Origin of the sequence: Hyphomonas sp. GM-8P (genome assembly GCF_003263315.1) — a bacterium.
GTDB lineage: Bacteria > Pseudomonadota > Alphaproteobacteria > Caulobacterales > Hyphomonadaceae > Hyphomonas.
Genome location: NZ_AWFE01000067.1, coordinates 26790 through 48086, shown reverse-complemented (window position 1 = coordinate 48086; position 21297 = coordinate 26790). Strand labels below are relative to the sequence as shown.

General features: G+C 59.0%; 18 protein-coding genes and 1 tRNA gene. 11 read left to right on the top strand and 8 right to left on the bottom strand.

Annotated elements, in window-relative coordinates:
- Nucleotides 1-10 precede the first annotated feature (10 nt).
- The 3 genes from HY26_RS09090 (at nt 11) to HY26_RS09080 (ending at nt 2644) form a co-directional block, all read left to right on the top strand.
- A tRNA-Arg gene (locus HY26_RS09090) sits at nt 11-87 on the top strand.
- A gap of 157 nt (nt 88-244) precedes the next feature.
- Nucleotides 245-910 (top strand): GntR family transcriptional regulator, encoded by a 666-nt coding sequence (locus tag HY26_RS09085; RefSeq protein WP_051599837.1) that lies wholly within the window; start codon nt 245-247, stop codon nt 908-910.
- A gap of 3 nt (nt 911-913) precedes the next feature.
- Nucleotides 914-2644: an amidohydrolase family protein gene (locus tag HY26_RS09080; RefSeq protein ID WP_112073459.1), complete on the top strand. Its 1731-nt coding sequence runs from the start codon at nt 914-916 to the stop codon at nt 2642-2644.
- A 58-nt stretch (nt 2645-2702) separates the two neighbouring features.
- On the opposite strand, the gene HY26_RS09075 is transcribed toward HY26_RS09080, so the two are convergent.
- Both HY26_RS09075 and HY26_RS09070 read right to left on the bottom strand, forming a co-directional pair.
- Nucleotides 2703-3377: a TetR/AcrR family transcriptional regulator gene (locus tag HY26_RS09075; protein WP_112073458.1), complete on the bottom strand. Its 675-nt coding sequence runs from the start codon at nt 3375-3377 to the stop codon at nt 2703-2705.
- Between the two features lie 155 nt (nt 3378-3532).
- Nucleotides 3533-5848 (bottom strand): TonB-dependent receptor, encoded by a 2316-nt coding sequence (locus HY26_RS09070; RefSeq protein ID WP_112073457.1) that lies wholly within the window; start codon nt 5846-5848, stop codon nt 3533-3535.
- 351 nt (nt 5849-6199) lie between these two features.
- Here HY26_RS09070 and HY26_RS09065 point away from each other — a divergent pair, with 351 nt between their 5' ends.
- From HY26_RS09065 to HY26_RS09050, 4 genes are all read left to right on the top strand, one after another.
- Nucleotides 6200-7492, top strand: coding sequence for an MFS transporter (locus HY26_RS09065; protein WP_112073456.1), 1293 nt, complete (start codon nt 6200-6202; stop codon nt 7490-7492).
- Nucleotides 7493-7572: 80 nt separating this feature from the next.
- The gene (locus tag HY26_RS09060; RefSeq protein WP_034765574.1) at nt 7573-7992 is read left to right on the top strand and encodes a heme-binding protein; all 420 of its coding nucleotides are present in this window, start codon (nt 7573-7575) and stop codon (nt 7990-7992) included.
- A 51-nt stretch (nt 7993-8043) separates the two neighbouring features.
- Nucleotides 8044-8853, top strand: coding sequence for an enoyl-CoA hydratase/isomerase family protein (locus HY26_RS09055; RefSeq protein WP_112073455.1), 810 nt, complete (start codon nt 8044-8046; stop codon nt 8851-8853).
- 3 nt (nt 8854-8856) lie between these two features.
- Entirely contained in the window at nt 8857-10410 is a 1554-nt protein-coding gene (locus HY26_RS09050; RefSeq protein ID WP_112073454.1) for an AMP-binding protein, read from the top strand.
- A gap of 63 nt (nt 10411-10473) precedes the next feature.
- On the opposite strand, the gene HY26_RS09045 is transcribed toward HY26_RS09050, so the two are convergent.
- Nucleotides 10474-11052: a VOC family protein gene (locus tag HY26_RS09045; RefSeq protein WP_112073453.1), complete on the bottom strand. Its 579-nt coding sequence runs from the start codon at nt 11050-11052 to the stop codon at nt 10474-10476.
- Nucleotides 11053-11206: 154 nt separating this feature from the next.
- Between HY26_RS09045 and HY26_RS09040 the strand changes: the two genes are divergently transcribed.
- Complete coding sequence (locus tag HY26_RS09040) at nt 11207-11599, top strand: nuclear transport factor 2 family protein (protein ID WP_112073452.1); 393 nt, start codon at nt 11207-11209, stop codon at nt 11597-11599.
- On the opposite strand, the gene HY26_RS09035 is transcribed toward HY26_RS09040, so the two are convergent.
- A complete protein-coding gene (locus tag HY26_RS09035; RefSeq protein ID WP_112073451.1) occupies nt 11596-12747 on the bottom strand; it encodes an acyl-CoA dehydrogenase family protein in 1152 nt (383 codons plus the stop codon). The genes HY26_RS09040 and HY26_RS09035 overlap by 4 nt on opposite strands.
- On the opposite strand from HY26_RS09035, the gene HY26_RS09030 reads away from it, so the two are divergent.
- Both HY26_RS09030 and HY26_RS09025 read left to right on the top strand, forming a co-directional pair.
- Nucleotides 12746-13510 (top strand): TetR/AcrR family transcriptional regulator, encoded by a 765-nt coding sequence (locus HY26_RS09030; RefSeq protein ID WP_112073450.1) that lies wholly within the window; start codon nt 12746-12748, stop codon nt 13508-13510. The genes HY26_RS09035 and HY26_RS09030 overlap by 2 nt on opposite strands.
- A gap of 115 nt (nt 13511-13625) precedes the next feature.
- A complete protein-coding gene (locus tag HY26_RS09025) occupies nt 13626-14129 on the top strand; it encodes a flavin reductase family protein (RefSeq protein WP_112073449.1) in 504 nt (167 codons plus the stop codon).
- A 41-nt stretch (nt 14130-14170) separates the two neighbouring features.
- On the opposite strand, the gene HY26_RS09020 is transcribed toward HY26_RS09025, so the two are convergent.
- Entirely contained in the window at nt 14171-17308 is a 3138-nt protein-coding gene (locus HY26_RS09020; protein WP_034765557.1) for an efflux RND transporter permease subunit, read from the bottom strand.
- Between the two features lie 5 nt (nt 17309-17313).
- Entirely contained in the window at nt 17314-18420 is a 1107-nt protein-coding gene (locus tag HY26_RS09015) for an efflux RND transporter periplasmic adaptor subunit (RefSeq protein WP_051599833.1), read from the bottom strand.
- Between the two features lie 269 nt (nt 18421-18689).
- On the opposite strand from HY26_RS09015, the gene HY26_RS09010 reads away from it, so the two are divergent.
- Complete coding sequence (locus tag HY26_RS09010; protein WP_034765554.1) at nt 18690-19586, top strand: ROK family protein; 897 nt, start codon at nt 18690-18692, stop codon at nt 19584-19586.
- Nucleotides 19587-19591: 5 nt separating this feature from the next.
- On the opposite strand, the gene mmsB is transcribed toward HY26_RS09010, so the two are convergent.
- Nucleotides 19592-20482 (bottom strand): 3-hydroxyisobutyrate dehydrogenase, encoded by an 891-nt coding sequence (mmsB, locus tag HY26_RS09005; protein ID WP_112073448.1) that lies wholly within the window; start codon nt 20480-20482, stop codon nt 19592-19594.
- Between the two features lie 24 nt (nt 20483-20506).
- Nucleotides 20507-21280 (bottom strand): enoyl-CoA hydratase-related protein, encoded by a 774-nt coding sequence (locus HY26_RS09000; RefSeq protein WP_199288547.1) that lies wholly within the window; start codon nt 21278-21280, stop codon nt 20507-20509.
- Nucleotides 21281-21297 lie beyond the last annotated feature (17 nt).

Here is a 21297-nt window from a genome sequence, read left to right as displayed (position 1 = left end):
GTCCGGATTCGGCCCCGTAGCTCAGCTGGATAGAGCATCCGCCTTCTAAGCGGACGGTCGCAGGTTCGAATCCTGCCGGGGTCGCCAGTTCCCCAAAAACACAACCTGTTTGCTGCCCCACACATATGCAGGTTCGGCTGCGCTGCGCGGGCGATTTCGCTTGTCGTGACTTCGCTCCAGGATCCCACCCTCAGATTGTCTACAATATTGTTGACAATCTGAGGGTGGAGCGAAATATTTGGGCATGTCCAAATACGCCCTCAAACCGGATCCTTCGCCGAAGCCCTCGGCGATCAGCATGGTTCACGCCATTATCGAAGGATTGGAGGTTGGCGAATACATACCCGGCCAGCGACTCGTGGAAGCGGAACTCTGCGCACGGTTCGGCGTCGGCCGGCAGGCTGTGCGTGACGCCCTGCAACAGCTCCAGGTCCGGGGCGTGGTGTCCATCACCCCCAATCGCGGCGCCGCCCTTGTGACGCTCACGCCGCAACAGGGTGTCGACACACTCAAAGTTACCGAATTGCTGTTCGGCCTGGCGGCCGAAAGCGCTGCATGTGAAATTGCCAAAGGGGCAAGCAGCGACCGGCTCGCCTTCGCAACGGCCGAGCTGGAACGCCTCCAGAATTCCATGTCGCCTCGCGACTTTGTCACCGCGCGCCGTCAGTTCTACAGCGCGCTCGCTGCCACAGCGAACAATGACGAGCTGTCTCACCTGCTCGCCCGCGTACGGGTTCACGTTCTGCGGGCCCAGTACGGTTTTCTGAGGCTGCGCGGACAGCACGCCTCTGAACTTATCGCTGTCGGAAAAAAGATCCTGGAAGGCGACCCGGCCGGTGCAGGCAAACTGAGCCGGGAGCATGTCCGCAAACTACAAGAAACACTGAAAGAATATGAAAAGGGAGCATGAACGATGAGCTATGACATGGTCATTCGGGGAGGAACGGTTTTCGATGGAACCGGAGGTGCTCCCTACACTGCAGATATCGGTATCCGTGACGGTCGCATCGAGGCGGTCGGATCCATCGATACCAAAGGCGATCGTGAGATTGACGCGTCCAACTACATCGTGACGCCAGGGTTCATCGACATTCACACCCACTATGATGGGCAGGTAACCTGGGAGAACCGGCTGGCTCCTTCTTCAGGCCATGGCGTAACGACTGTCCTGATGGGGAATTGCGGTGTCGGCTTTGCGCCTTGCCGACCTCACCAGCGGGACATGCTCGTCAAGCTGATGGAAGGCGTGGAAGATATCCCTGAAGTCGTCATGGTCGATGGTCTGCCGTGGAACTGGGAAAGCTTTCCCGACTATCTCAATGCGCTGGAAGATCGCGCGCTCGACATCGATGTAGCGACCCAGGTGCCCCACTCCGCCCTGCGCATTTTCGTGATGGGAGAACGTGCGGCCCGCAAGGAAGCGCCGACAGCCGAAGACCTGAAGCAAATGCGGGCGCTTGTCACCGAAGCCATCGCTGAAGGTGCGTTCGGTGTGACGACGTCACGTAACATGATGCACCGGACCAAGGCAGGCGAATTGGCGCCAAGCCTGTATTCGGAGACGGACGAATTGAAGGCCCTGATGGATGGCCTTGTCGATGCCGACGCGGGCGTCTTTCAGCTCATTCCGGCGCCGGATGGTGATGCCGAATCCGAGTTCTCATTGGTGCGTCAGGTCGCCGAGCATGGCCGCCGCCCCATATCTTTTACGCTTCTTGACGTTCCGAACCAGCCGGGGCGCGGCTGGCGAGCTGTGCTTGAAGCACTGGAAGCCGCCCGCGCCGATGGACTGAAAATACGCGGCCAGGTCGCGCCCCGGCCAGTCGGCATGTTCTTCGGTCTCGATCTCAGCCTGCACCCTTTCACCGCCCATCCGAGCTACAGGGAAATCGCCTCCCTGCCGCTGGCAGAGCGCGTCCGCATCATGCGTGATCCGGAGTTCCGCGCAAAGCTGCTTTCGGAAAAAGCCGACGATTCCAATCCCGTCACGCTGAACCTCATCAATGCGTTCCGCGCTTCGCATGAGTGGGACAAGGCACCGAATTACGAGCCGACGCGCGAGGATCGCATTGAATCCCGCGCCAATGCTGCCGGTCAAACTGTCGAAGAGTATGCCTACGACCTCCTGCTGAAGGATGACGGCAAGCGGCTCTTCTACCTTCCCGCTGCGAACTACACCGAAGGCAATCTCAACGCCGTTCGCGAAATGCTGGGCCACCCTGATACAGTCATGGCGCTCGCCGATGGCGGCGCCCACTATGGTCTGATCTGCGATGCAAGTTTCCCGACCTATTTCCTGCAACGCTGGGTACGTGACGCCAAGGAAGAAGAGCGGATCTCCCTCGCCGATGCGATTGCGGAATTGACCTCACGGCCCGCCGACACGGTTGGCTTCACAGACCGCGGACGGATTGCCCCTGGCCTGAAAGCTGATCTGAATATCATCGATTTCGATGCGCTCTCACTTCATGTCCCGACCGTCAATTACGACCTGCCGGCTGGCGGCAAACGCATGAACCAGCTCGCCGATGGATATATTGCGACCCTCGTTTCCGGTGAAATCACCTATTGGCAAGGCGAACAAACGGGCGTGCTACCCGGACGCCTCGTGCGGCGCGGGAAAGAGGCAATTTCAGTTTCGTAACTTGACGAGATCAATCCCAGGAAGTGAAGCGTTCCAGGCAGGCGTGATCGGTGATCTTTTATGCCCGCTTGGCCGCCTTCCCTGTGCGGACAGGCTTCTTCGGTTTGGACTTCGGACTCACTTTCAGACCCTCAACTACGATATCGAGGAAGGCTGCGCGAAAGTCTGCGGCGGGTGCCTCTTCGCCGGGGGTTTCGCCGAACGCAATCTCCACCAGAGGCGCAACATTGAAGTAAGTGACAATGGCGCCATGGAGCAGCATCAGGATCTGGTGTGGCTTGTGGTTTTTGATCTGCCCACTGTCTATTCCTCTTTGAATGAGCCGGCAGAACCCGGTGTAGGACGTCTTCATGACCATGTCGTACAGCCATTCAAGACGCTCACCGCCAGCCTGCCCTTCCAGCAGGATGAACCGGCCCAGTTCGGGCCGCTGAATTGAAACATCGACAATGAGGCCGCAGAGGTACTGGAGCGCCTCGACCGGTTCCATTTGCTCGACAGTTTCCCAATCAGTCGGAATTTCCGATCCGATCTGGGCTGCCAGAGATTGGATTGCCGCGATCCAGAGCTCCGTCTTGCTGCCGAAATGATAATGGATGCTGGGTTGAGACACTCCCGCCGCAGCTGCGATCTGGGTCGTGCTTACGCCGTCATACCCGCAGGTCGAAAAAAGCTCGATCGCAGCCTCGAGGATCTGAGAGTACTGCTCAGTGTATTTTTCTCGCTTCAACATTCATCAGACACTTGAATTGTTTGGTGATTGCAGAACCATACGGCCAGCCGTCCGAAAAAGAAACAGCGCCGAATGAAGAAGCCATGGGCCTTTCATCCGGCGCTGAAGGTGACCCGTCACGTTGGAGGATCCGTCTGATTGGGCAAGAGCCCCGCCTAGAAGGACTTTCGGACGGAGAGGTAAACGGTTCTGGGAGGATTGTACGCGCCCACGACCCCGGCCGACAGCAGGGGCTGAATGAACGAAAACACTTCATAGCGCTCTTCAAACGCATTCTTGACTTCAGCCCTGACTGACCATCCCGACAAGGTGTCGTTCAGTCCGATATGGAAGTCAGCCACCTGGTATTCACCCGTGCCACGCGGCAGGGCCGGGTTTCGGTGGAGTTGATTGGAACTGAAGGACAATCGGCCGCCGGCATTGAGTTCCAGGTTTCCAGATATTGGCCGGATATAGTCTGCACCAATCATTCCACTGACTTTAGGTGCATCAGCGAGCCTGGTGCCCGTAGACTGGCTCTTGGCTTCAAGGAGGCCAATATTACCGTAGGTGGTGAGATTGTCCGTCAGACGGTATCGCGTTTCCAGCTCAAGCCCGTAAGTTTCGGCATCGAAGCTCTGGATGACGAACGCACCGGTGACGCCCACGTTCGGATCAAAGACCGAGTCCTGGAAATCTGTCAGATCAGTGTAGAACGCCGCGGCGCTCATCGTTCCCCGGCCGCCGGCATAACTCCCCTTGGCGCCGATCTCAACAGAGCGCGCGACTTCCTCAGGAATGATAAATGGCTCAGGCGTGAACGAGCCGCTGATGGTCGCATTGTTAAACGCTGCGCTCTTCGTGCCCTGCGCGAAGGAAATGTACGTCATCCAGTCATCATTGATGTCGTAGCTGAAATTCAGGCTGCCATCGACGGACGTATCATCCGTCGTTGTGGTCGGCACGACACCTGCGGCGTTGATCAGCGGATAGATCGAGATTCCTGCGCGCTGATCGACCGGCAGGAAGAAGTCGCCCGGAACTGAAATCGGATCAAGACCGATCAGGTCCAGCAGAGTAACGGAAAAGTCGGCTGTCTTTTCTTCGTATCCGATACGCAGACCACCGCTGACTGAAAATCTGTCCGTAAAATCATGCGTCATCAGGCCGAAAAGAGCATAGGACTCCAGATCCTGATCAAGCAGCGCATTGGACGTGCCCGCGAAGGCAAATCCACCGACGTCGACGCCGCCACTGATCGTGCCGGGCGAGAACCAGGTCTGCAGGCGGATCGTCCGGTCGAATGCCAGGCTCTGGTCCTGATACATGCCGCCAATGAATCCATGCCAGGAATCACCCGAGTAGTTCAGGCGAACCTCCTGGGTGAATTGCTCGAAATCCTCTTCGAACAGCTGGTACCCCTTGGGCTGTCCTGCGGCATCGCTGGAAGAATAGAAGATGCTGGAATAGTTGGAGTAATCCATCACCGAATAGGCGCTGACAGAGGTCAGCGTGAGGGTGTCGGACAGTTCCCAATCAAGGGTCAGGACGGCATCAGTACTATCTTGGGAATCGGCGTCGGCCGGAACGGAAACACCGTCGATGAACGTCGTCGTCGGGTTCAGATTTTTCTCATAAGGCCTTGTCGTATAACCGAAATAGGACACAAGCGCCGGGTTCAACGCCTCCGTCAGCTGGAACGCGTTACCCGTCGTGTCCTGTTCCGAGTGCTGGAGCATGAAAGTCGCGGTCAGCGAATCCGTTGGCTCCGCGACCATGGTCCCGCGAACAATGTAGCGCTCGGTTGCCGGCACATCGTCTCCGCCGGCAAGGTTCTTCACATAGCCGCCCGCATCGGAATACTGGCCGCCGACCCGGAACCGCAATTTGTCACTGGCCGGAAGGTCCGCTGTCGCACCGACCGTGTAGCTTTCATTCTCGAATTCATAGCTACCGTAAACGTCGCCGCCGAATTCGGCACCCGGCTTGCGCGAGACAACGCTGATAGCACCGACGCTCGTGTTCTTTCCGAAGATAACGCCCTGCGCGCCTTTGATGACTTCCACCCGCTCCACATCGAACAAGGAGTCACGATATTGGCGGGCCCGCGGTTTGTAGACGTTGTCCACAAACAGACCAACCGACTGTTCAGCGGTCTGGTTCGCGTTGTTCGTGCCAATGCCCCGAATGACGATCGACGGCAGGTCGCCAGGCGACTGGCTAAAGGTCAGGCCGGGCACGTCCTGGGCGATTTCACTCACTTCCAGGATATTTCGGTCGGCGAGGTCCTGTCCACTCACGACCGAAATTGCGATCGGCGTTTCCTGCAGCGTGGTTTCGCTTTTAGTTGCCGTGACGATCACGACCGACTGCCGGCTCTCGTTTTCCTGGCTGGCGGGCGCTTCGTCTTCCTGAGCGACTGCCACCTGAACACCGGACATGGCCAGCATCGAAAGCACAATGGTGCTGGCACCAAACTTGGATCTATACATTTGACCTCCCTGGTCGCTCGGATTTTATCTGTGAGCTTTATCTGATAAGTCTATAAGCCTTTCCTTGCGGTCGCCAAGCCCCAATTACAAAAATTTTTTCCTCATGAATTGAGAGCCTCATTCTTCCTCCGTACGCTAACATTCATACAGTGACGGGTGATCCTGGCGGGAGGCCTGCACTAACTGTCCCGCCTTCACGCGGCGGAAACTTGTCGTTTGCCAAAACAGCTATTGATCCTGATCGATTTATCAGAATACTTGCACTCAATCCGCCCGCTCGGGGCCTCCCTTTCCATTCAGGAAGGCTGGCATGCCCGCTCAGAAGAGGCCCGGAGTTCAAGGAGGAATCTCATGTCTGCGGTGTCAGAGGCAAGTCATACCCGAAGCAGTTACTACCGATATTACGTGCTGCTTGTCCTGATGATCGGACAAACATTGAGTGTGGTGGACCGTGGTCTCATCTCGGTAGTCATGACGAACATTCAGAATGATTTCCAACTGAACGATACGCAGCTTGGCCTTCTCGGTGGGACAGCTTTCGCCCTGTTTTATGCCGCATTCGGCATACCGATCGCTCGCCTGGCAGACCGGACGAACAGAAAAAACATTTTCGCGGCAGCTGTTACGGTCTGGAGCCTGGCGACCGCTGCATGCGGCGCGGCCAGCGGCTTCGCTTCCCTGTTTCTGGCGCGAATGGGTGTTGGAATCGGAGAAGCTGGCGGCACGCCCTCCAGTCACTCTCTCCTGTCCGACTATTTCACAAAGGTGGAGCTCGGCCGGGCGATTGGATTTCTGTCCATGGGGGGCGCGCTCGGTGTCCTGGGCGGTCACCTGATCGGGACGGCACTCGTCGAGGCTTATGGCTGGCGGATGGTCTTCTACATCACGGGCGTCCCAGGCGTGCTGCTCGGCCTGCTCACCTATATCTCCATACGGGAACCGGAGCGTGGCAGGTTTCTTGAGTCCGGTCTGCGCCGCAGCGGCCAGGCCCCCTTGGGTGACACCATTCGGTCGCTGCTCCGCAACAAAGTCTATGTCGGAACGGTTGCCGGGCACACATTTGCACTGGTCACCGTGCAGGCGCTGCTCGTTTGGCTCTATCCCCTGATCGAGCGCAATTTCGGCATGCCCAAGACCGAGATTGGCGCCTATGCGGCCGGTGTGCTTCTGTTCTGCGCCATGCCTTCCCTGTTCATCGGCGGCGTCCTTTGTGATTTCATGGCCAAGCGCGACCTGAAATGGATGAGCTGGCTGCCCGCGATCTTCGTCGCTGCATCAATTCCCTTCTATTATCTAATGCTCGGCGCAAACTCACCATTGGTCTTTTTTGCCTTTCTCGGCGCCTTCAACATCTTCATCAATCTTGAAACCGCGCCCGTATTCGCATCGGTTCAAGCCAATTCCGACCCGTCCGAACGCGCCCTGGCTGTCGCCCTGCTCGCCTTTTGCGTCACGATTGTCGGGTATGCCATCACACCTGTTGTCGTCGGAACACTGAGCGACACGGTCTTTTCCGACATGGGGGAGCGTTCGCTGCACGCAGGGCTCGCACTTGTTGGCGTGTGTGCCCTGATTTCGATCTGGTGTTTTCACTATGCCGGCCGTCACGCAATCGACCCGATCTTACCGGTTCCATCAATATGAAACGAAATCATCATTGACGACATTTCCGGCGAACACCTATCAATCAGACTGATAAGTCTATCAAATTCGAGGAGAATCACATGGAACTCGTAAAAACCAAAAGCACCATCACCAGCTACGCTGCGCAGAAAATGATCGAGGCCGCCAAGGCCAAAGCCGAAGAGATGGGCAAACCCATGGTCATCGCCGTTGTCGACGATGCAGGCGCCCTCAAGGCCTATGAACGTATGGACGGCGCCCCATTGCTCAGCGTCGAAATCGCCCAGGATAAGGCCTACACCGCCATCTCCTTCGGCATGGCGACCCATGAGTGGCACGCATTCATCGAGAACGATCCGCCGCTGCTGCACGGCATCGTGAAGACCGACCGCCTTGTCGTTTTCGGTGGCGGCTATCCGGTATTCGTGAACGACGAACTTGTCGGCGGCATCGGCGTCAGCGGCGGTCACTATTCGGACGATATGGAAGTCGCTCAGGCCGGTCTCGCGGCTATCAGCTGACCCACTGGGCAAGGCCGCAGAAAACATAACATCCGGGAGGAACAGCGGATCATGGACTACCAACACCTGATACTTGAACGGGAAGGTCACATCCTGACCTGCCGGATGCACAATCCGCCCAACCAGACGCTCAACACCCAGATGCTCTACGAACTGCATGACATGCTCAATGCGGTTGAGCAGGACGAAGACCTGCGTGTCCTGGTCGTGACAGGCACCGACGATGTGTTCCTGCGCTGGATGGAACTGACCGAGATGCAAAGCCTGGCGCACGGTGAGCGACAAATCGACATCCCGTCGGTCATCAACGCCAACCACACGCTGGCCCGGCGCATTGAAGCCCTCCCGGTCGTGACGATTGCGGCGATCAACGGCAATGTCGGCGGGGGCGGCTGCGAGTTCTCGCTTTCCTTCGACTTCCGCCTGATGAAGGATTCTCCGACGGCCACTTTCGCCCTGCCCCAAAGCAGCTTCGGCCTCGTGCCCGGCGGCAGCGGCGCCTGGTTCGCCTTGAAATACCTTGGCCGGGCGAAGGCGCTGGACATCCTGCTCCATGGGGAATTCCTTCAGCCCAGAACGGCACTGGAACTTGGTCTGATCTCCCGCCTGTATTCGGAAGATGAGTTTGACTCCGAGGTGAAAGCCTTCGCGGAAAAATTCGCGGCTCGTGCGCCGCTCGCCATGCGCGGGATCAAACGCCTCATAAATGCCGGAACCAATCAGGACCAACTGAACTTCATGGCTGAGGAAGCAAAAGAGATCATGAAAATCATCGTCTCCGAAGACGCCCAACATGCGCTCGATATGTGGATCAGCAATCCCGATCCTGAAGCCTACAAACCCCAATTCAAAGGCAAATAGCCGATGAGTAGCCTGCACGTCGCCATGGACAAGGATTTCCACTGGCTCCTGAAAAACCACGCACACCGGCGTCCGGATGCTCCGCTCCTTCACTGGGAACCCTTTGAAGGCGACGCGAAGACCTGGACCTATGGCGCCTTCTACAAGGACGTGCGCCGCGTTGCGGCGGGCCTGCATGCGAGAGGGGTCCGCAGGGGCGACTTCCTTTTGCTACATGCGAACAACTGCCCGGAATTCCTGATTGCCTACCATGCCTGCGCAGCCATTGGCGCGGTCGTGGTGACGACCAATCCTCGGTCGGCCGTTGAGGAAATGCGCTATTTCATCGGCCATTCCCGGGCGCGCTTTGCCATCACGCAACCTGAATTCGTAGACCTGCTCCGCGAAACAGGGCCGGACCTCGAATGGATCGCCAGTACAGAGCAAAACAGCGCCGAACCATCCGAGCCCGTACCGGCCGGCATCGTAGCTTTCGACGACCTCTTCGCCGACGATACGGATTTCGAGATTGAGCGGAATGATCCGATGGCGCCGTTTTCCGTGCAATACACATCCGGCACGACATCCCGGCCCAAGGGTGTTGTCTGGACGCACGCCAACGCCCTCTGGGGCGCGCAGACGGTGGCCTCCCATAATTTGCTACGGGACATCGACACCGCGATCGTGTTCACACCGCTTTGCCACACCAATGCGATGAGCTGGGCACATTATGGTGTGCTGTGGTCTGGCGGCGCCATGGTGCTGCAGCCGAAATTCTCAGCCAGTCGCTTCTGGCCGACAGCGCTGAAACACGGATGCACCTGGGCCAATGTCATTCCGTTTGCGATGCAGGCATTGGCGACCCTGCCGGTGCCGGACGATCATGCATTCCGCTACTGGGTGATCGGCGCTGCAAACATTGGGCCCGTTGAAGACCTGTTCCGCATCACTTTTGTCGGCGCCTGGGGCATGACGGAACTAATCGCTCACGGAACATATACACCGCCTCAGCTCTCCAGCCCCGAACGATCCATGGGCTTGCCTGCCCCGGAATTCGAGCTGAAGATTGTTGATGAAAGCGGACAGGATGTGTCACGCGGCGAGACAGGGCTTTTGAAGGTGCGCGGGGTTCCGGGCATCACTTTGTTCAAGGAATACCTCTACAATCCAGAAGCAACAGCGGGCAGCTTCGATGATGAAGGCTGGTTCGATACCGGGGACCGGGTTTACCAGACGGCGGACGGTCACCTTCGTTTTGCAGACCGTGCCAAGGACATGCTGAAAGTTGGCGCAGAGAATGTTGCCGCGTCCGAGATCGAAGGCGCTGTCATGCTGACAGAAGGTGTCCTGGAGTGCGCCGTGGTCGGCAAGCCTGACAAGATGAAGGATGAAGTACCGGCCGTGTTCGTCCGCGCTGCGGAAGCATCCGATGTACTGGCATCAGCGATCCTTGAAACCTGCCGCGCCCAGCTTGCGGATTTCAAGGTGCCTGTCGAAGTGATATTCGTGGAAGATTTTCCGCGTGCGGAACTGAACAAGATCGCCAAGGCAAAACTACGCAAGCTATTTGAGGATTGAAAAACCGCCAGTCTCAGTAAAAGAGACCGGCGGCCATTCGCCTTGAATGATCAGATTGGGCGATCAGATCCCTGGATAGGGAATATTGCGATTGTCGAGAGCTTCTGCGCCGAATTTCCCGACCTTTTGTTCCCGGGTACGTTGGACCCATTCATCGAGGTTCTTGCGCGCCTTGGGCCCCTGCTCCGTGGCATAATCCGTGTAAGTTGGGGTCTTGGTGGTGATCTCCACCTGCATGCCGTTCGGATCATACATGTAGACCGACTTCAGGAACCCATGATCCACCGGGCCGAGGCACATGACGCCCTTTTCGTTGATCTTCTTCTGCCAGGCGAGCATCTCCTCTTCGGAGTCCACCTCGAAAGCGATATGACGGTCAAAGCTGTGAGCCGCCGCAAAATGGGCCGGCGTGGCGTTGGTTGGCTCATCGAAGAAGGCGATGAAGTCACCATTTCCCAGCTGGAAAAACAGGTGCATGAATGGCGTCGGCTCATTCGTTCCCGGAACATTTTCTTCGGAGAAAGCTATGCGTAGCGGCAGCCCGAGCACGTCCTCGTAGAACCAGCGAGTTTGCTCCGCATCACGGCAGCGATACGCCGTATGGTTAGCGTTATTCAGAATGTTTTGTGCTTCTGTTGGCATTGGCCCTCTCCCTGCATTCACTTGTGTCTTTGCCTTTTACCCGGGCCTGAACCCGCACGAAATCACTTCTGGCAATGCACTTAATATCTGATAGTTTTATCAGTTCCGACTGTCAACGTTTACCGCCCAAACTAGGAAGTGAGATTTCCCAGCCATGAACGACCCGAATGGAACCGCCACGAGATTCTTCGACGCCATCGAGCGGGCCAGCTTTGCAGAGATCGAGGAAATCTATTCCGACGATGTCGCCATCTGGCACAGTAATGATGACCAGACACAGGGAAAGGTCGACAATCTTGCTGTCCTGAAGAGGGCAGCAGGCCTGCTTAGGTTCCGATACCAAGTCCTCCACCGATCGGTGGAGGGTGATGTCGTTGCACAACACCACCAGCTCTACCTCACCCGTCGCGACAATGGCGCGGAAACGATGATTCAGGCAGCTATCTTCATAAAGATTTCCAACAACAGGATTACGCAGATCGATGAATTCATCGAACAGTCTGCGGAGGAAAGAATAAGCAACCTCCTGGCGGACCCGTCTCGCTAAACGAGCGGATACTGTACCGGCAATTCCAGCATGTTCCGCCCGGTGACTTCACGGGACGCATCCCAGTCCCAGAAGGCATGCGAGCAGATCGTGTTCAGGTCGCGCCAGTAGCGTTGCAGAGGCTGATCGAGGTGATAGCTCGACGCACCGGCGTTCATCATCATAGCGTTCACCGACTGACGGCAATGGTCGGATAGAAAGGCGACCCGTCCCTTCATCGCGATCCGCTCATCCCAGGAGAATTCGCCTGCAGCGACGATCCCATCGGCACGTCGATAGACATCCTGCGCCATCTCATGCGCGACCTGGGCACGGATCCCCATTTCACCCAGCATTATGTGGGCGTGCTGCAGGTCCTTGACCACAACGCCGGTAAAATTGCGTACACGCCGGGAGATCATTTCTTCGAATTCCGCCCTGGCGCCCGCAACGCCGCCTGTTACGACCGGAACGATGGTGCAATAAGCCAACAGCAGGAACGGCGCCTGGTACAGCGGGTTGTCATGCAGGCTGGAGCCTTCAGTTTTGCCGCCGTTGAATTCCACAAGGTCTAGTGAGCGATGGTCCGGGACAAATACCTTTTCCACGGAGTAATCATTGCTGCCCGTCCCGGCCGCACCAGCGAAATTCCACGTGTCGATCATGTTCATTTCGGACGCCGGGATCAGGAAGGACCGCCCACTGTCGCCAACACGCCCACTGATCTGCACCCAATCGGCATGCACAACACCTGATCCCCACACCGCTCGTCCACTGACTTCCCAGCCACCTTCGACTTTCCGCGCGTCCAGGTTCGGCGCGGTGGCGGCCGGCATTTTGACATAGCCGTGAGGAGAGAACAGTTCCTCCTGCGCCTGCTCGCTGAAGCGCGTCACATAGATATTGTGTCCCGCATAAAAGGCCGTGATCCAGCCGGTGGAGACGCATGCGCTGCTGATCGCTTCTATCACCTGCCGCATCGTATCGAGACTGGCTTCCGATCCGCCCCACCGTTTTGGAACAAACATCTGAAGGAGCTCCGCATCCGCCAGCTCCTGAAGGGTTTCGTCAGGCACATGACGCTTTCGTTCGGTTTCTGCGGCGCGCGCCTTGATCTTCGGGACCAGGGCTTTTGCGCGGTTGATCAGCTCAATATCGGTGGCAGGCATGAATGCTTCCTCGTCAAAATTTTGCGAAGGAATACCATTTAATGTCCACTTGTCTATTTTTATTTTTTTGGATTTGGAAATTTTTGTCACCTATAAGCGCCGAATGATGAACAAGACTGTGAAACGTGGAAAAGGCCGTCCTGCCGCCGGTGGCAAGCACGTCGTCGACGAAGAAAAGTGCATGGAGATTGCGCTCGAAACCTTTGCAGAATTCGGATTCGAAGGCGCTTCGGTTCGCGATATTTCCCGCAAGAGCGGCATCAGTCACAGCCTGCTCAATGCGAAGTATGGGTCAAAGAGAGACCTGTGGACCGCAGCCTTCGACTTTGGGATGGACCGGCTTTACGACCGCATGGCCGCCTACGAACAGACCGAAGCGCCTGAGGACAATCTTCCGGACCAGCTGCGACAGGTCAGCCTCAATTTCCTCATGGGACTCGTCGAATCGCCAACCATCTTCATGATCATGAATGCTGAAGGCGGACACCAAAGCGACCGACTGGACTACATAGTCGAAAAATTCTTCCACCAACGGAATTGGGCCTTCACGGACATTCTGAAAAAGGGCCAGAGCAAGGGCGTCTTCAAGAATGTGAACCCTGTTGTCCCCTTTACCCTGCTCGCTCACGGCGCAGGCGCCATGCTGGCGTTACGCCCCCTGATAAAGACCGTCGATCCTCGCCTGACTGCATCCGACCGGGCCGTGCAGAAGTCATTGGAGGACGCCGTCGATATCATCGTCACCGGTCTTCTGGCCGGGTGATGACATCCTTGCCCGAACGCCGCCAGACATCATCCTCCTGAACTCGCTTTTAATTGACACGTGGTTATTTTTTCGTAGGCATGCATCGTCTGTGCGACACAAGGACGATGACCCGATGAGTGAGAACAACCATGAAAAGATTGCCGCCGGGCTTCGCGCCACGATGCGCCGAGTTGCCTCGACTGTGTCGATCATTACGACGAATCATAATGGTTCAGACTACGGAATTACTGCAACATCCGTCACCTCTGTCTGCCTGAGTCCGCCAGTCATTCTGGCGTGCATTAATCAGAGCACCAGACTTTATAATGCGGTATTGGCCGCCGGATATTTTACCGCGAACTATCTGGCCGACCATCAGGCAGGCATCGCTCAGGTCTTCGGAACCCCAAACACGCCGGACCGCTTTTCCACCGGTCACTGGAATCACGGCGAATACGGCCCCTTCCTTGTCGATGCCATGGGTGTCCTGAATTGCGAACTTTCTCATTCCTTCACGTTCGGAACACATTCCATCCTGATCGGAAAAGTCGTCAGAACCAGCGCACGGGAGGCGGATCCGCTTGTGTACTTCGAAGGTGAATTTTCCAGGATCGTGAAAGAACCAAAAGCTCAGTAAGGCCCTGCCGGCAGCGCACGCGCTTACCGGCAGGGATTCCCCTATTCCGCCGGTGAGGCCGCCGCCTCGTCCGCTTCCTGCTCTTCTGCTTCCAGGCGCCGGGCGACATCGCTGGGCGAGCCGGAGCCGCGCGCGATCAACGCATAGGCCGTCGGCACGATCAGTACTGTCACCAGCATGCCTGCCAGAACACCGGACAGGATCACCACGCCGATGGCCTGGCGCGTCTCGGCCCCTGCCCCGCTGGTCAAAATTAGCGGCACAGCGCCGGCTGCTGTCGTCAGGCTGGTCATCACGATGGGCCTGAGGCGCGTCAGCGCGGCTTCCTTCAGCGCATCGAGGAATTCCATGCCCTCATCGCGCAGCTGGTTGGCAAATTCCACGATCAGGATGCCGTTTTTCGCCGACAGGCCGATCAGCATGATCAAACCGATCTGCGTGTAAATGTTCAGCGAGTTGCCGGTCAGATAGATGCCCAGGAGGCCGCCCGCCAGTGTAGCCGGAACGGTCAGCATGATGATGATCGGATGGCGGTAGCTCTCGAACTGCGCCGCCAGGACCAGGAACACGATGATCATCCCGATGGCAAACACAAACAGGATGGAACTGCCGGAACTCTTGAAGTCCAGCGACTGGCCCTTGAAGTCGATCTGTGCCTCGGCAGGCAACACGTCCCGCGCAATCTGCTCCATCTGGAGCAACACATCCCCCAATGAGGCCCCATCCGCCAGCCCCGCTTCGATCGTGATCGAGCGGACCCGGTTGTAACGGTTCAGCATCGGGCTGTCAGCGATGCCGACGATCTGCACCAGGCTTGCCAGCGGGATCAGATTGCCGGATGTCGAGGACCGAACATAGATGTTCTGCACGTCATTCGGCGAGTTCTGTTCCGACCGCAGGCCTTCCAGGATGACGTCATACTCCTCGCCATTGTCGACATAGGTCGTCACCCTGCGCGAGCCGAGCATGGTCTGCAGCGTATTGCCGATATCGGCCACGGTCACGCCCAGGTCTGCTGCCCGGTTGTAATCGATCTGCACACGGTATTGCGGCTGGGTTTCCTTGTAGTTCCAGTCGATATCCACGACGCCGGGATTGTTCTCCCGCAGCGCCTGCAGGAATGTGTCCCGCCATTCGGTCAGCTGCTGGTAGTCCGGCCCGCCAAGAACGAACTGGACAGGCTTGCCGTTCCCGCCGCCAAGGCCCTGCCGCATGATGGCAAAGGCTCGGATCCCCGGCAGGTCGCTCAGCTTCCTGTTGATCTCGCCGATGATCTCGTTCCCCGGCCGGCGCTCGCCCCAGTCTGACAGGGACACGACCACAAAGGCCTGGTTGAACGCGTTGCTGCCAAAGCCCGGCGCCCGCACCAGCACGCGCCTCAGTTCGGGATTGTCCCCTTCGGTATAAGGCAGCAGCCGGCGCTCAATCTCGTCGACATATTGTTTCATATAATCGAACGAGGCGCCTTCCGGACCGCGGATCATGATGAAGAAGCTGCCCCGGTCTTCCTGAGGCACGTATTCCTGCGGCACGGTCCGCAACAGGCCGAACGCGCTGGCAAACAACGCCACGAGCACAATCCCGACGGCGATCGGGCGCTTGATGAGTTGGTTCAAAAGGACGGAATACCCGCCCCGCAATTTCCTGAACCCGCCATCGATCAGATTCGGCAGAATTGAGAACACACCACGCGGCGGCGTCGGGGAAAGAAGCTTCGACGCCAGCATCGGCGTCAATGTCAGGGCCAGAATAGCCGAGAAGGACACAGCCGCCGCAATCGCCAGCGCAAACTCCGTAAACAGACGGCCAAGATCGCCCTCAAGGAACGTGATCGGCACAAACACGGCGATCAGAACCAGCGTCGTCGCCACAACGGCAAACCCCACCTGACGCGTCCCGCGGAAGGCTGCGACGAGTGGCGACTCTCCATACTCTTCCATGCGGCGGTGGATGTTCTCCAGAACCACGATGGCGTCATCCACGACGAGACCAATCGCCAGAACGAGCGCCAGCAGGGTCAGCAGGTTCACCGAGAATCCAAGTGCGAACAGGACGATGAATGTCGCCGTGATCGAGACCGGCACCGTAATGGCCGGCACAATGGTCGAGCGGAAACTGCCCAGGAACAGGAAGATCACCAGCGTCACGAGAGCAACGGCAATGCCAAGCGTTACCCAGACTTCCCGGATCGACGCACTGATGAAGACCGAGCTGTCATAATTGACGACAATCGTCATGCCGTCCGGCAAGGTTCCATTCAGCTGGTCCGCCAGCGCCCGAGCCTCTTCGGCGACGGACACCGTGTTCGCCGTCGACTGTTTGACGACGCCGAGGCCGACCTGCGGGACACCATTCCCCCGGAACAGGTTCCGGTCTTCCTGAGTGCCTCGCTCAACCCGCGCCACATCACCCAGCCGGATGAGGTAGCCATCTGTCCCCCGTCCGATGACGAGGTTCGCAAACTCGTCGGGCGTCCGGAACGCCCGGTCGATCCGGACCGTATAGTTACGTGCGCCGGACTCGACGCTGCCCGCCGGAGCTTCGACATTTTCCCGCCTCAAGGCGTTCTCGATATCGGAAACAGTCAGGTTCCGCGCGGCCAGGGACCGGCGGTCGATCCAGACCCGCAGGGCATAGGAGCGGTCCCCGCCGACCCGGACGCGTGCCACGCCATCCAGCGCCGAGAAGCGGTCGACGAGGTAGCGGTCAGCATAGTCCGACAATTCCGGCGTCGTCATGTTATCGCTGGCCAGGTTCAGCCACATGATGACGTCTTCGTTGTTGTCGGCCTTCTGGATTTCCGGCGGATCGGCTTCGGTCGGCAGATTGTTCAGGACCGTCGAGACCCGGTCACGGATGTCGTTCGCCGCCGCATCGATGTCCACATTCACAGAGAACTCGACGCTGATGCTGGACCGGCCGTCCGTGGAGTTGGAATCGATAAACCGGATGCCGGACACGCCGGCAATCTGGTCCTCGATGATGCGCGTGATGCGCGTTTCGACAACGTCAGCAGACGCGCCGGGATAATTGGTCTGGATGTTGACGATCGGCGCGTCGATATCCGGGTACTCGCGCAGCGGCAGCCGCATGAACGACACGATGCCGAAGATGACGAGGACGAGCGAAAGGACCGATGCAAACACCGGCCGCTTGATGGAAACGTCTGACAGCAGCATCGCGGTTACCGGCCGTTGGAGGCGCCAGGCGAGGCCACGCCACCACCTGTCTGCAGCACGGTGCGGTCACGCACGACAATCGGGGCGCCATCGCGCACGCGGATCAGGCCGTCGGTGATGATCTCTTCACCCGGCTCCAGCCCGGCGATGACTTCCACCTGGCCGCCCTGGCGCAGGCCGACCTGAATTTGCCGGCGCTCTGCCACCAGCTGGCCGTTCTTGTCAGTCGCAACATAGACGAAACTGTTCGGTCCGATCGGCTCGATCGCCTCTTCCGGCACGGAGAGCGCGCGGCGCGGATCGGCCAGCAGCGTCACTTTCATGAACATACCGGGCTTCAGCAGGCGGTCCGGGTTCGGGAGGATGGCACGCACGCGGATGGAGCGGGTGACCGGATCGATGCTGGCGCCAACCGTGTCGACGGTCCCGTCGAAGGACATGCCCGGCAGGTCGTCGGTCTCGACGCGCACATCCGTTCCCTTGCGCACCGAGCGCAGGAAGATGGACGGCACGGAGAAGTCGAGCTTCATCTCGCTGTCGTCGATCAGTTCGGCCACCACATCGCCGGCGCGGACATAGGAGCCGACGCTGACGAGGCGGAACCCGAGGACACCGTCGAACGGCGCCACGAGGACACGGTCTTTCTGGCGGGACTGGACGGCGCGCAATTGGGCATTGGCAGCATTCAGATCGCGCTGGGCCTCGTCGAGGACAGATTGGGACACTGTGCGTCCCTCGACCAGTTGCTTGGTCCGCTCATAGCGCTGGCGCGCTTCATTGGCGGTCGCCTCGGCGGCATCCACCAGGGCGGCCTGTTCGCCCTGGGCGAGGGAGAGCAGCGTCTTGCCCTTGGTCACCCGGTCGCCATCATCGAAATAGATGGCCGTCACGCGGTCGGCGACGTTCAGGGTCAGGTCAACGCTTTCACGGGCTTCCAGCGTGCCGAGGGCTTCGATCTGCATGGAGAATTCGGCTTCCTGCACGGGCGCAGTGAAGACGCTGGCAGCGCCCGGTCCGCGCTGGGCTTGCGCCGGCAAAGTGCCAGCCGTGAAAATCACGGCCAGCGCAGCTGCCAGGGCCGCGTGCCAGTGTCCGAAAATCCGGGTTTTCATTTCTACTCAATCCTGTCCGGCGGCATAAACCGCCTTTCCATATCCATTCGGGCCGACCATGCATTGCACAACCAGCCTCCAAATCGCCCGTACCAGCAAAGATAGTCCAAAGTGACCAAAGTCCATACGCGTATTGTTGCAGCTGCACACATTTTCGTGAGATTGCGGCAATTACGGATTCAAAATTCTCTTAAAGGTTGCAGATGAACCCTTCTGTAAGCTTATACGGGCAAGTGATTGCTTTGGACGTGTTACTTTAGGAGGAATCGATGCTGGGCGGGATCGAAGCGGGTGGCACAAAAATCGTTTGTGCAGTCGGGAGCAGTCCTGACCAGATTTTGGCCAGCCAGGTCATTCCGACGGCAGAGCCCGCAATCAGCTTCCAGCAGGTCTGCGCCTTCTTCGACAAGGCCCAGGCCGTGCATGGAAAAATCGACGCCATCGGGGTGGCGGCCTTCGGCCCGATAGACATTGATCCCGGTTCCCCCGCCTACGGCACAGTGCAGCGCACACCGAAACCCGGCTGGGCTGGTGCAAACTGGGTGGACGGGCTCGGCCGCCTGCCCTGCCCGGTGATAGTCGATACGGACGTCAACGGCGCGGCGCTCGGCGAATGGCGGCTCGGCGCCGGGAGAGGACACGATACCCTTGCCTATGTCACCGTGGGAACCGGCATTGGCGCTGGCGTCCTGAAGAATGGCCGCTCCCTCTCTGGCGCGGGCCATTTCGAGATGGGCCACATCTACCCGCCGCACGACTATGAATCAGACCCGTTCCCCGGCCGCTGCCCGTTCCACAAGGATTGCCTGGAAGGCCTCGCCAGCGGCCCGGCGATCACTGACCGCTGGGGCATTGACCTGTCGCAAATGCCGGTAGGCCATCCGGCCTTCGCCCTGCAAGCGGGCTATCTCGCCCACCTCGCCGCAACGATCATCCTGACCCACATGCCGGACCGGATCATTTTCGGCGGCAGCGTCATGAAGGCGCCCGGCCTGATGGAGCGCCTGCGCGCCGCCACCCGCATCCTTCTGGCGGACTACCTGTACGGTGGCCCGGCGGGCGGCGACCTTGTCGCCTATCTTGTGCCCCCGGCCCTTGGCGATCAGTCCGGCGTCACCGGCGCTCTCGCCATGGCGGAGGCGCGCGCCGCCCATGCGGCACACTGAGGCGCTTAAAGCTTGCCCTTCAGGTCCTTCATCACGCCGGAAAAATCGAGCCCGGCATGGCCGCGCGCGTCGAGGTCGCCATAGACCTTCTCGGCCATCTCGCCGAGCGTGATCTTCGCGCCCGCCGCCACAGCGGCCTCATGCGCGAGCTTCAGGTCCTTCAGCATCATCGCAACGGCAAAGCCCGGCTGGTAATCCCGGTTCGCAGGCGAGGTCGGCACCGGCCCCGGCGCTGGGCAATAGGAGGTCATGCTCCAGCACTGCCCGGACGAGACCGACGAGATGTTGAAGAAGGTCTGCGCGTCGAGGCCCAGCTTCTCGGCCAGGTTAAACGCTTCGCAGGTGCCGATCATGGAGATACCGAGCAGCATATTGTTGGCGATCTTCGCCGCTTGCCCGTTCCCGCTGCCGCCGGCGTGGAAGATGTTCTTGCCCATGGCGTCGAGGATCGGCTTCGCCTTCTCGAAGGCTGACTCCAGCCCGCCAGCCATGAAGGTCAGCGTGCCTGCGTCCGCCGCTGCTGTACCGCCGGAAACCGGCGCGTCGACCATCAGGAACCCGCCCGCCTCGGCCTGCTTCGCCGCCTCGCGCGCGTCTTCCACAGCAATGGTGGAACAATCGATGAACAGCATGCCCGGCTTCGCATTCGCCGCGACGCCATCGTCGCCGAAATAGACCGACAGGACGTGCTTGCCCGCGGGCAGCATGGTGACGACCACATCGGCCGCCTTCACGGCGTCGGCCAGCGTCAGCGCAGGCAGCGCGCCATGCGCCGCCGCATCCTGCACGGCCTTTTCGTTCAGGTCGAAGGCATGCACCTCATGCCCCGCATTGCAGAGATTGGCACACATGCCCGAGCCCATGTTCCCGAGCCCGATGAATGCGATCTTGGCCATGACGGCCTCCCTTTGACTTTGTTCTTATTTGTCCTTGAAGTCCGGAGCGCGCTTCTCGACGAAGGCGCTCATGCCTTCCTTCTGGTCGGCGGTGCCGAACAGGCCTTGGAACAGGCGGCGTTCGAACTTCACACCTTCGGCAGTTGAGACTTCCAGCGCCCGGCCGACCATTTCCTTGGCGGCCATGATGGACGGAATGGAATAGCCCGCGATTTCCTTCGCCGCTTCCATCGCCGTGTCCATCAGCTTGTCATGCTCGACGACGCGGGAGACGAGGCCGATCCGGTCGGCTTCAGCGGCGTCGATCATGCGGCCGGTCAGAACCATGTCCATGGCCTTCGCCTTGCCGACGGCTTTTGTCAGGCGGATCGAGCCGCCCATGCCCGGCGTGACCCCCAGCTTGATTTCCGGCTGGCCGAACTTCGCCTTTTCCGACGCGATGATCATGTCGCACATCATGGCGAGCTCACACCCGCCACCGAGCGCGAAGCCGTTCACCGCCGCGATCACCGGCTTGCGGCACGCCGCGAACCGGTCCCAAAGGCCGAAAAAGTCGTCGACATACATGTCGGAAAAGCTCTGCGGCTGCATCTCCTTGATGTCGGCGCCCGCCGCAAAGGCCCGGCCCTCACCCGTCAGTACACTGACGGCAATGTCCTTGTTCCGGTCGATCTCGGCGAAGACATGCGCCACTTCGCTCATGACTTCCTGGTTCAGCGCATTCAGGCTGTCCGGCCGATTGATCGTGACCAATGCAATGCGGTCAGAATGTTCGAAAGTGATCGTGTCGTAGGTCATCATTGGCATCTCATTGT

Excerpts from the sequence above, each read along its gene's own strand:
- HY26_RS09085 (WP_051599837.1), top strand. The coding sequence starts at position 245 with ATGTCCAAATACGCCCTCAAACCGGATCCTTCGCCGAAGCCCTCGGCG.
- HY26_RS09080 (WP_112073459.1), top strand. The coding sequence starts at position 914 with ATGAGCTATGACATGGTCATTCGGGGAGGAACGGTTTTCGATGGAACC.
- HY26_RS09075 (WP_112073458.1), bottom strand. The coding sequence starts at position 3,377 with ATGTTGAAGCGAGAAAAATACACTGAGCAGTACTCTCAGATCCTCGAG.
- HY26_RS09070 (WP_112073457.1), bottom strand. The coding sequence starts at position 5,848 with ATGTATAGATCCAAGTTTGGTGCCAGCACCATTGTGCTTTCGATGCTG.
- HY26_RS09065 (WP_112073456.1), top strand. The coding sequence starts at position 6,200 with ATGTCTGCGGTGTCAGAGGCAAGTCATACCCGAAGCAGTTACTACCGA.
- HY26_RS09060 (WP_034765574.1), top strand. The coding sequence starts at position 7,573 with ATGGAACTCGTAAAAACCAAAAGCACCATCACCAGCTACGCTGCGCAG.
- HY26_RS09055 (WP_112073455.1), top strand. The coding sequence starts at position 8,044 with ATGGACTACCAACACCTGATACTTGAACGGGAAGGTCACATCCTGACC.
- HY26_RS09050 (WP_112073454.1), top strand. The coding sequence starts at position 8,857 with ATGAGTAGCCTGCACGTCGCCATGGACAAGGATTTCCACTGGCTCCTG.
- HY26_RS09045 (WP_112073453.1), bottom strand. The coding sequence starts at position 11,052 with ATGCCAACAGAAGCACAAAACATTCTGAATAACGCTAACCATACGGCG.
- HY26_RS09040 (WP_112073452.1), top strand. The coding sequence starts at position 11,207 with ATGAACGACCCGAATGGAACCGCCACGAGATTCTTCGACGCCATCGAG.
- HY26_RS09030 (WP_112073450.1), top strand. The coding sequence starts at position 12,746 with ATGAATGCTTCCTCGTCAAAATTTTGCGAAGGAATACCATTTAATGTC.
- HY26_RS09035 (WP_112073451.1), bottom strand. The coding sequence starts at position 12,747 with ATGCCTGCCACCGATATTGAGCTGATCAACCGCGCAAAAGCCCTGGTC.
- HY26_RS09025 (WP_112073449.1), top strand. The coding sequence starts at position 13,626 with ATGAGTGAGAACAACCATGAAAAGATTGCCGCCGGGCTTCGCGCCACG.
- HY26_RS09020 (WP_034765557.1), bottom strand. The coding sequence starts at position 17,308 with ATGCTGCTGTCAGACGTTTCCATCAAGCGGCCGGTGTTTGCATCGGTC.
- HY26_RS09015 (WP_051599833.1), bottom strand. The coding sequence starts at position 18,420 with ATGAAAACCCGGATTTTCGGACACTGGCACGCGGCCCTGGCAGCTGCG.
- HY26_RS09010 (WP_034765554.1), top strand. The coding sequence starts at position 18,690 with ATGCTGGGCGGGATCGAAGCGGGTGGCACAAAAATCGTTTGTGCAGTC.
- mmsB (WP_112073448.1), bottom strand. The coding sequence starts at position 20,482 with ATGGCCAAGATCGCATTCATCGGGCTCGGGAACATGGGCTCGGGCATG.
- HY26_RS09000 (WP_199288547.1), bottom strand. The coding sequence starts at position 21,280 with ATGACCTACGACACGATCACTTTCGAACATTCTGACCGCATTGCATTG.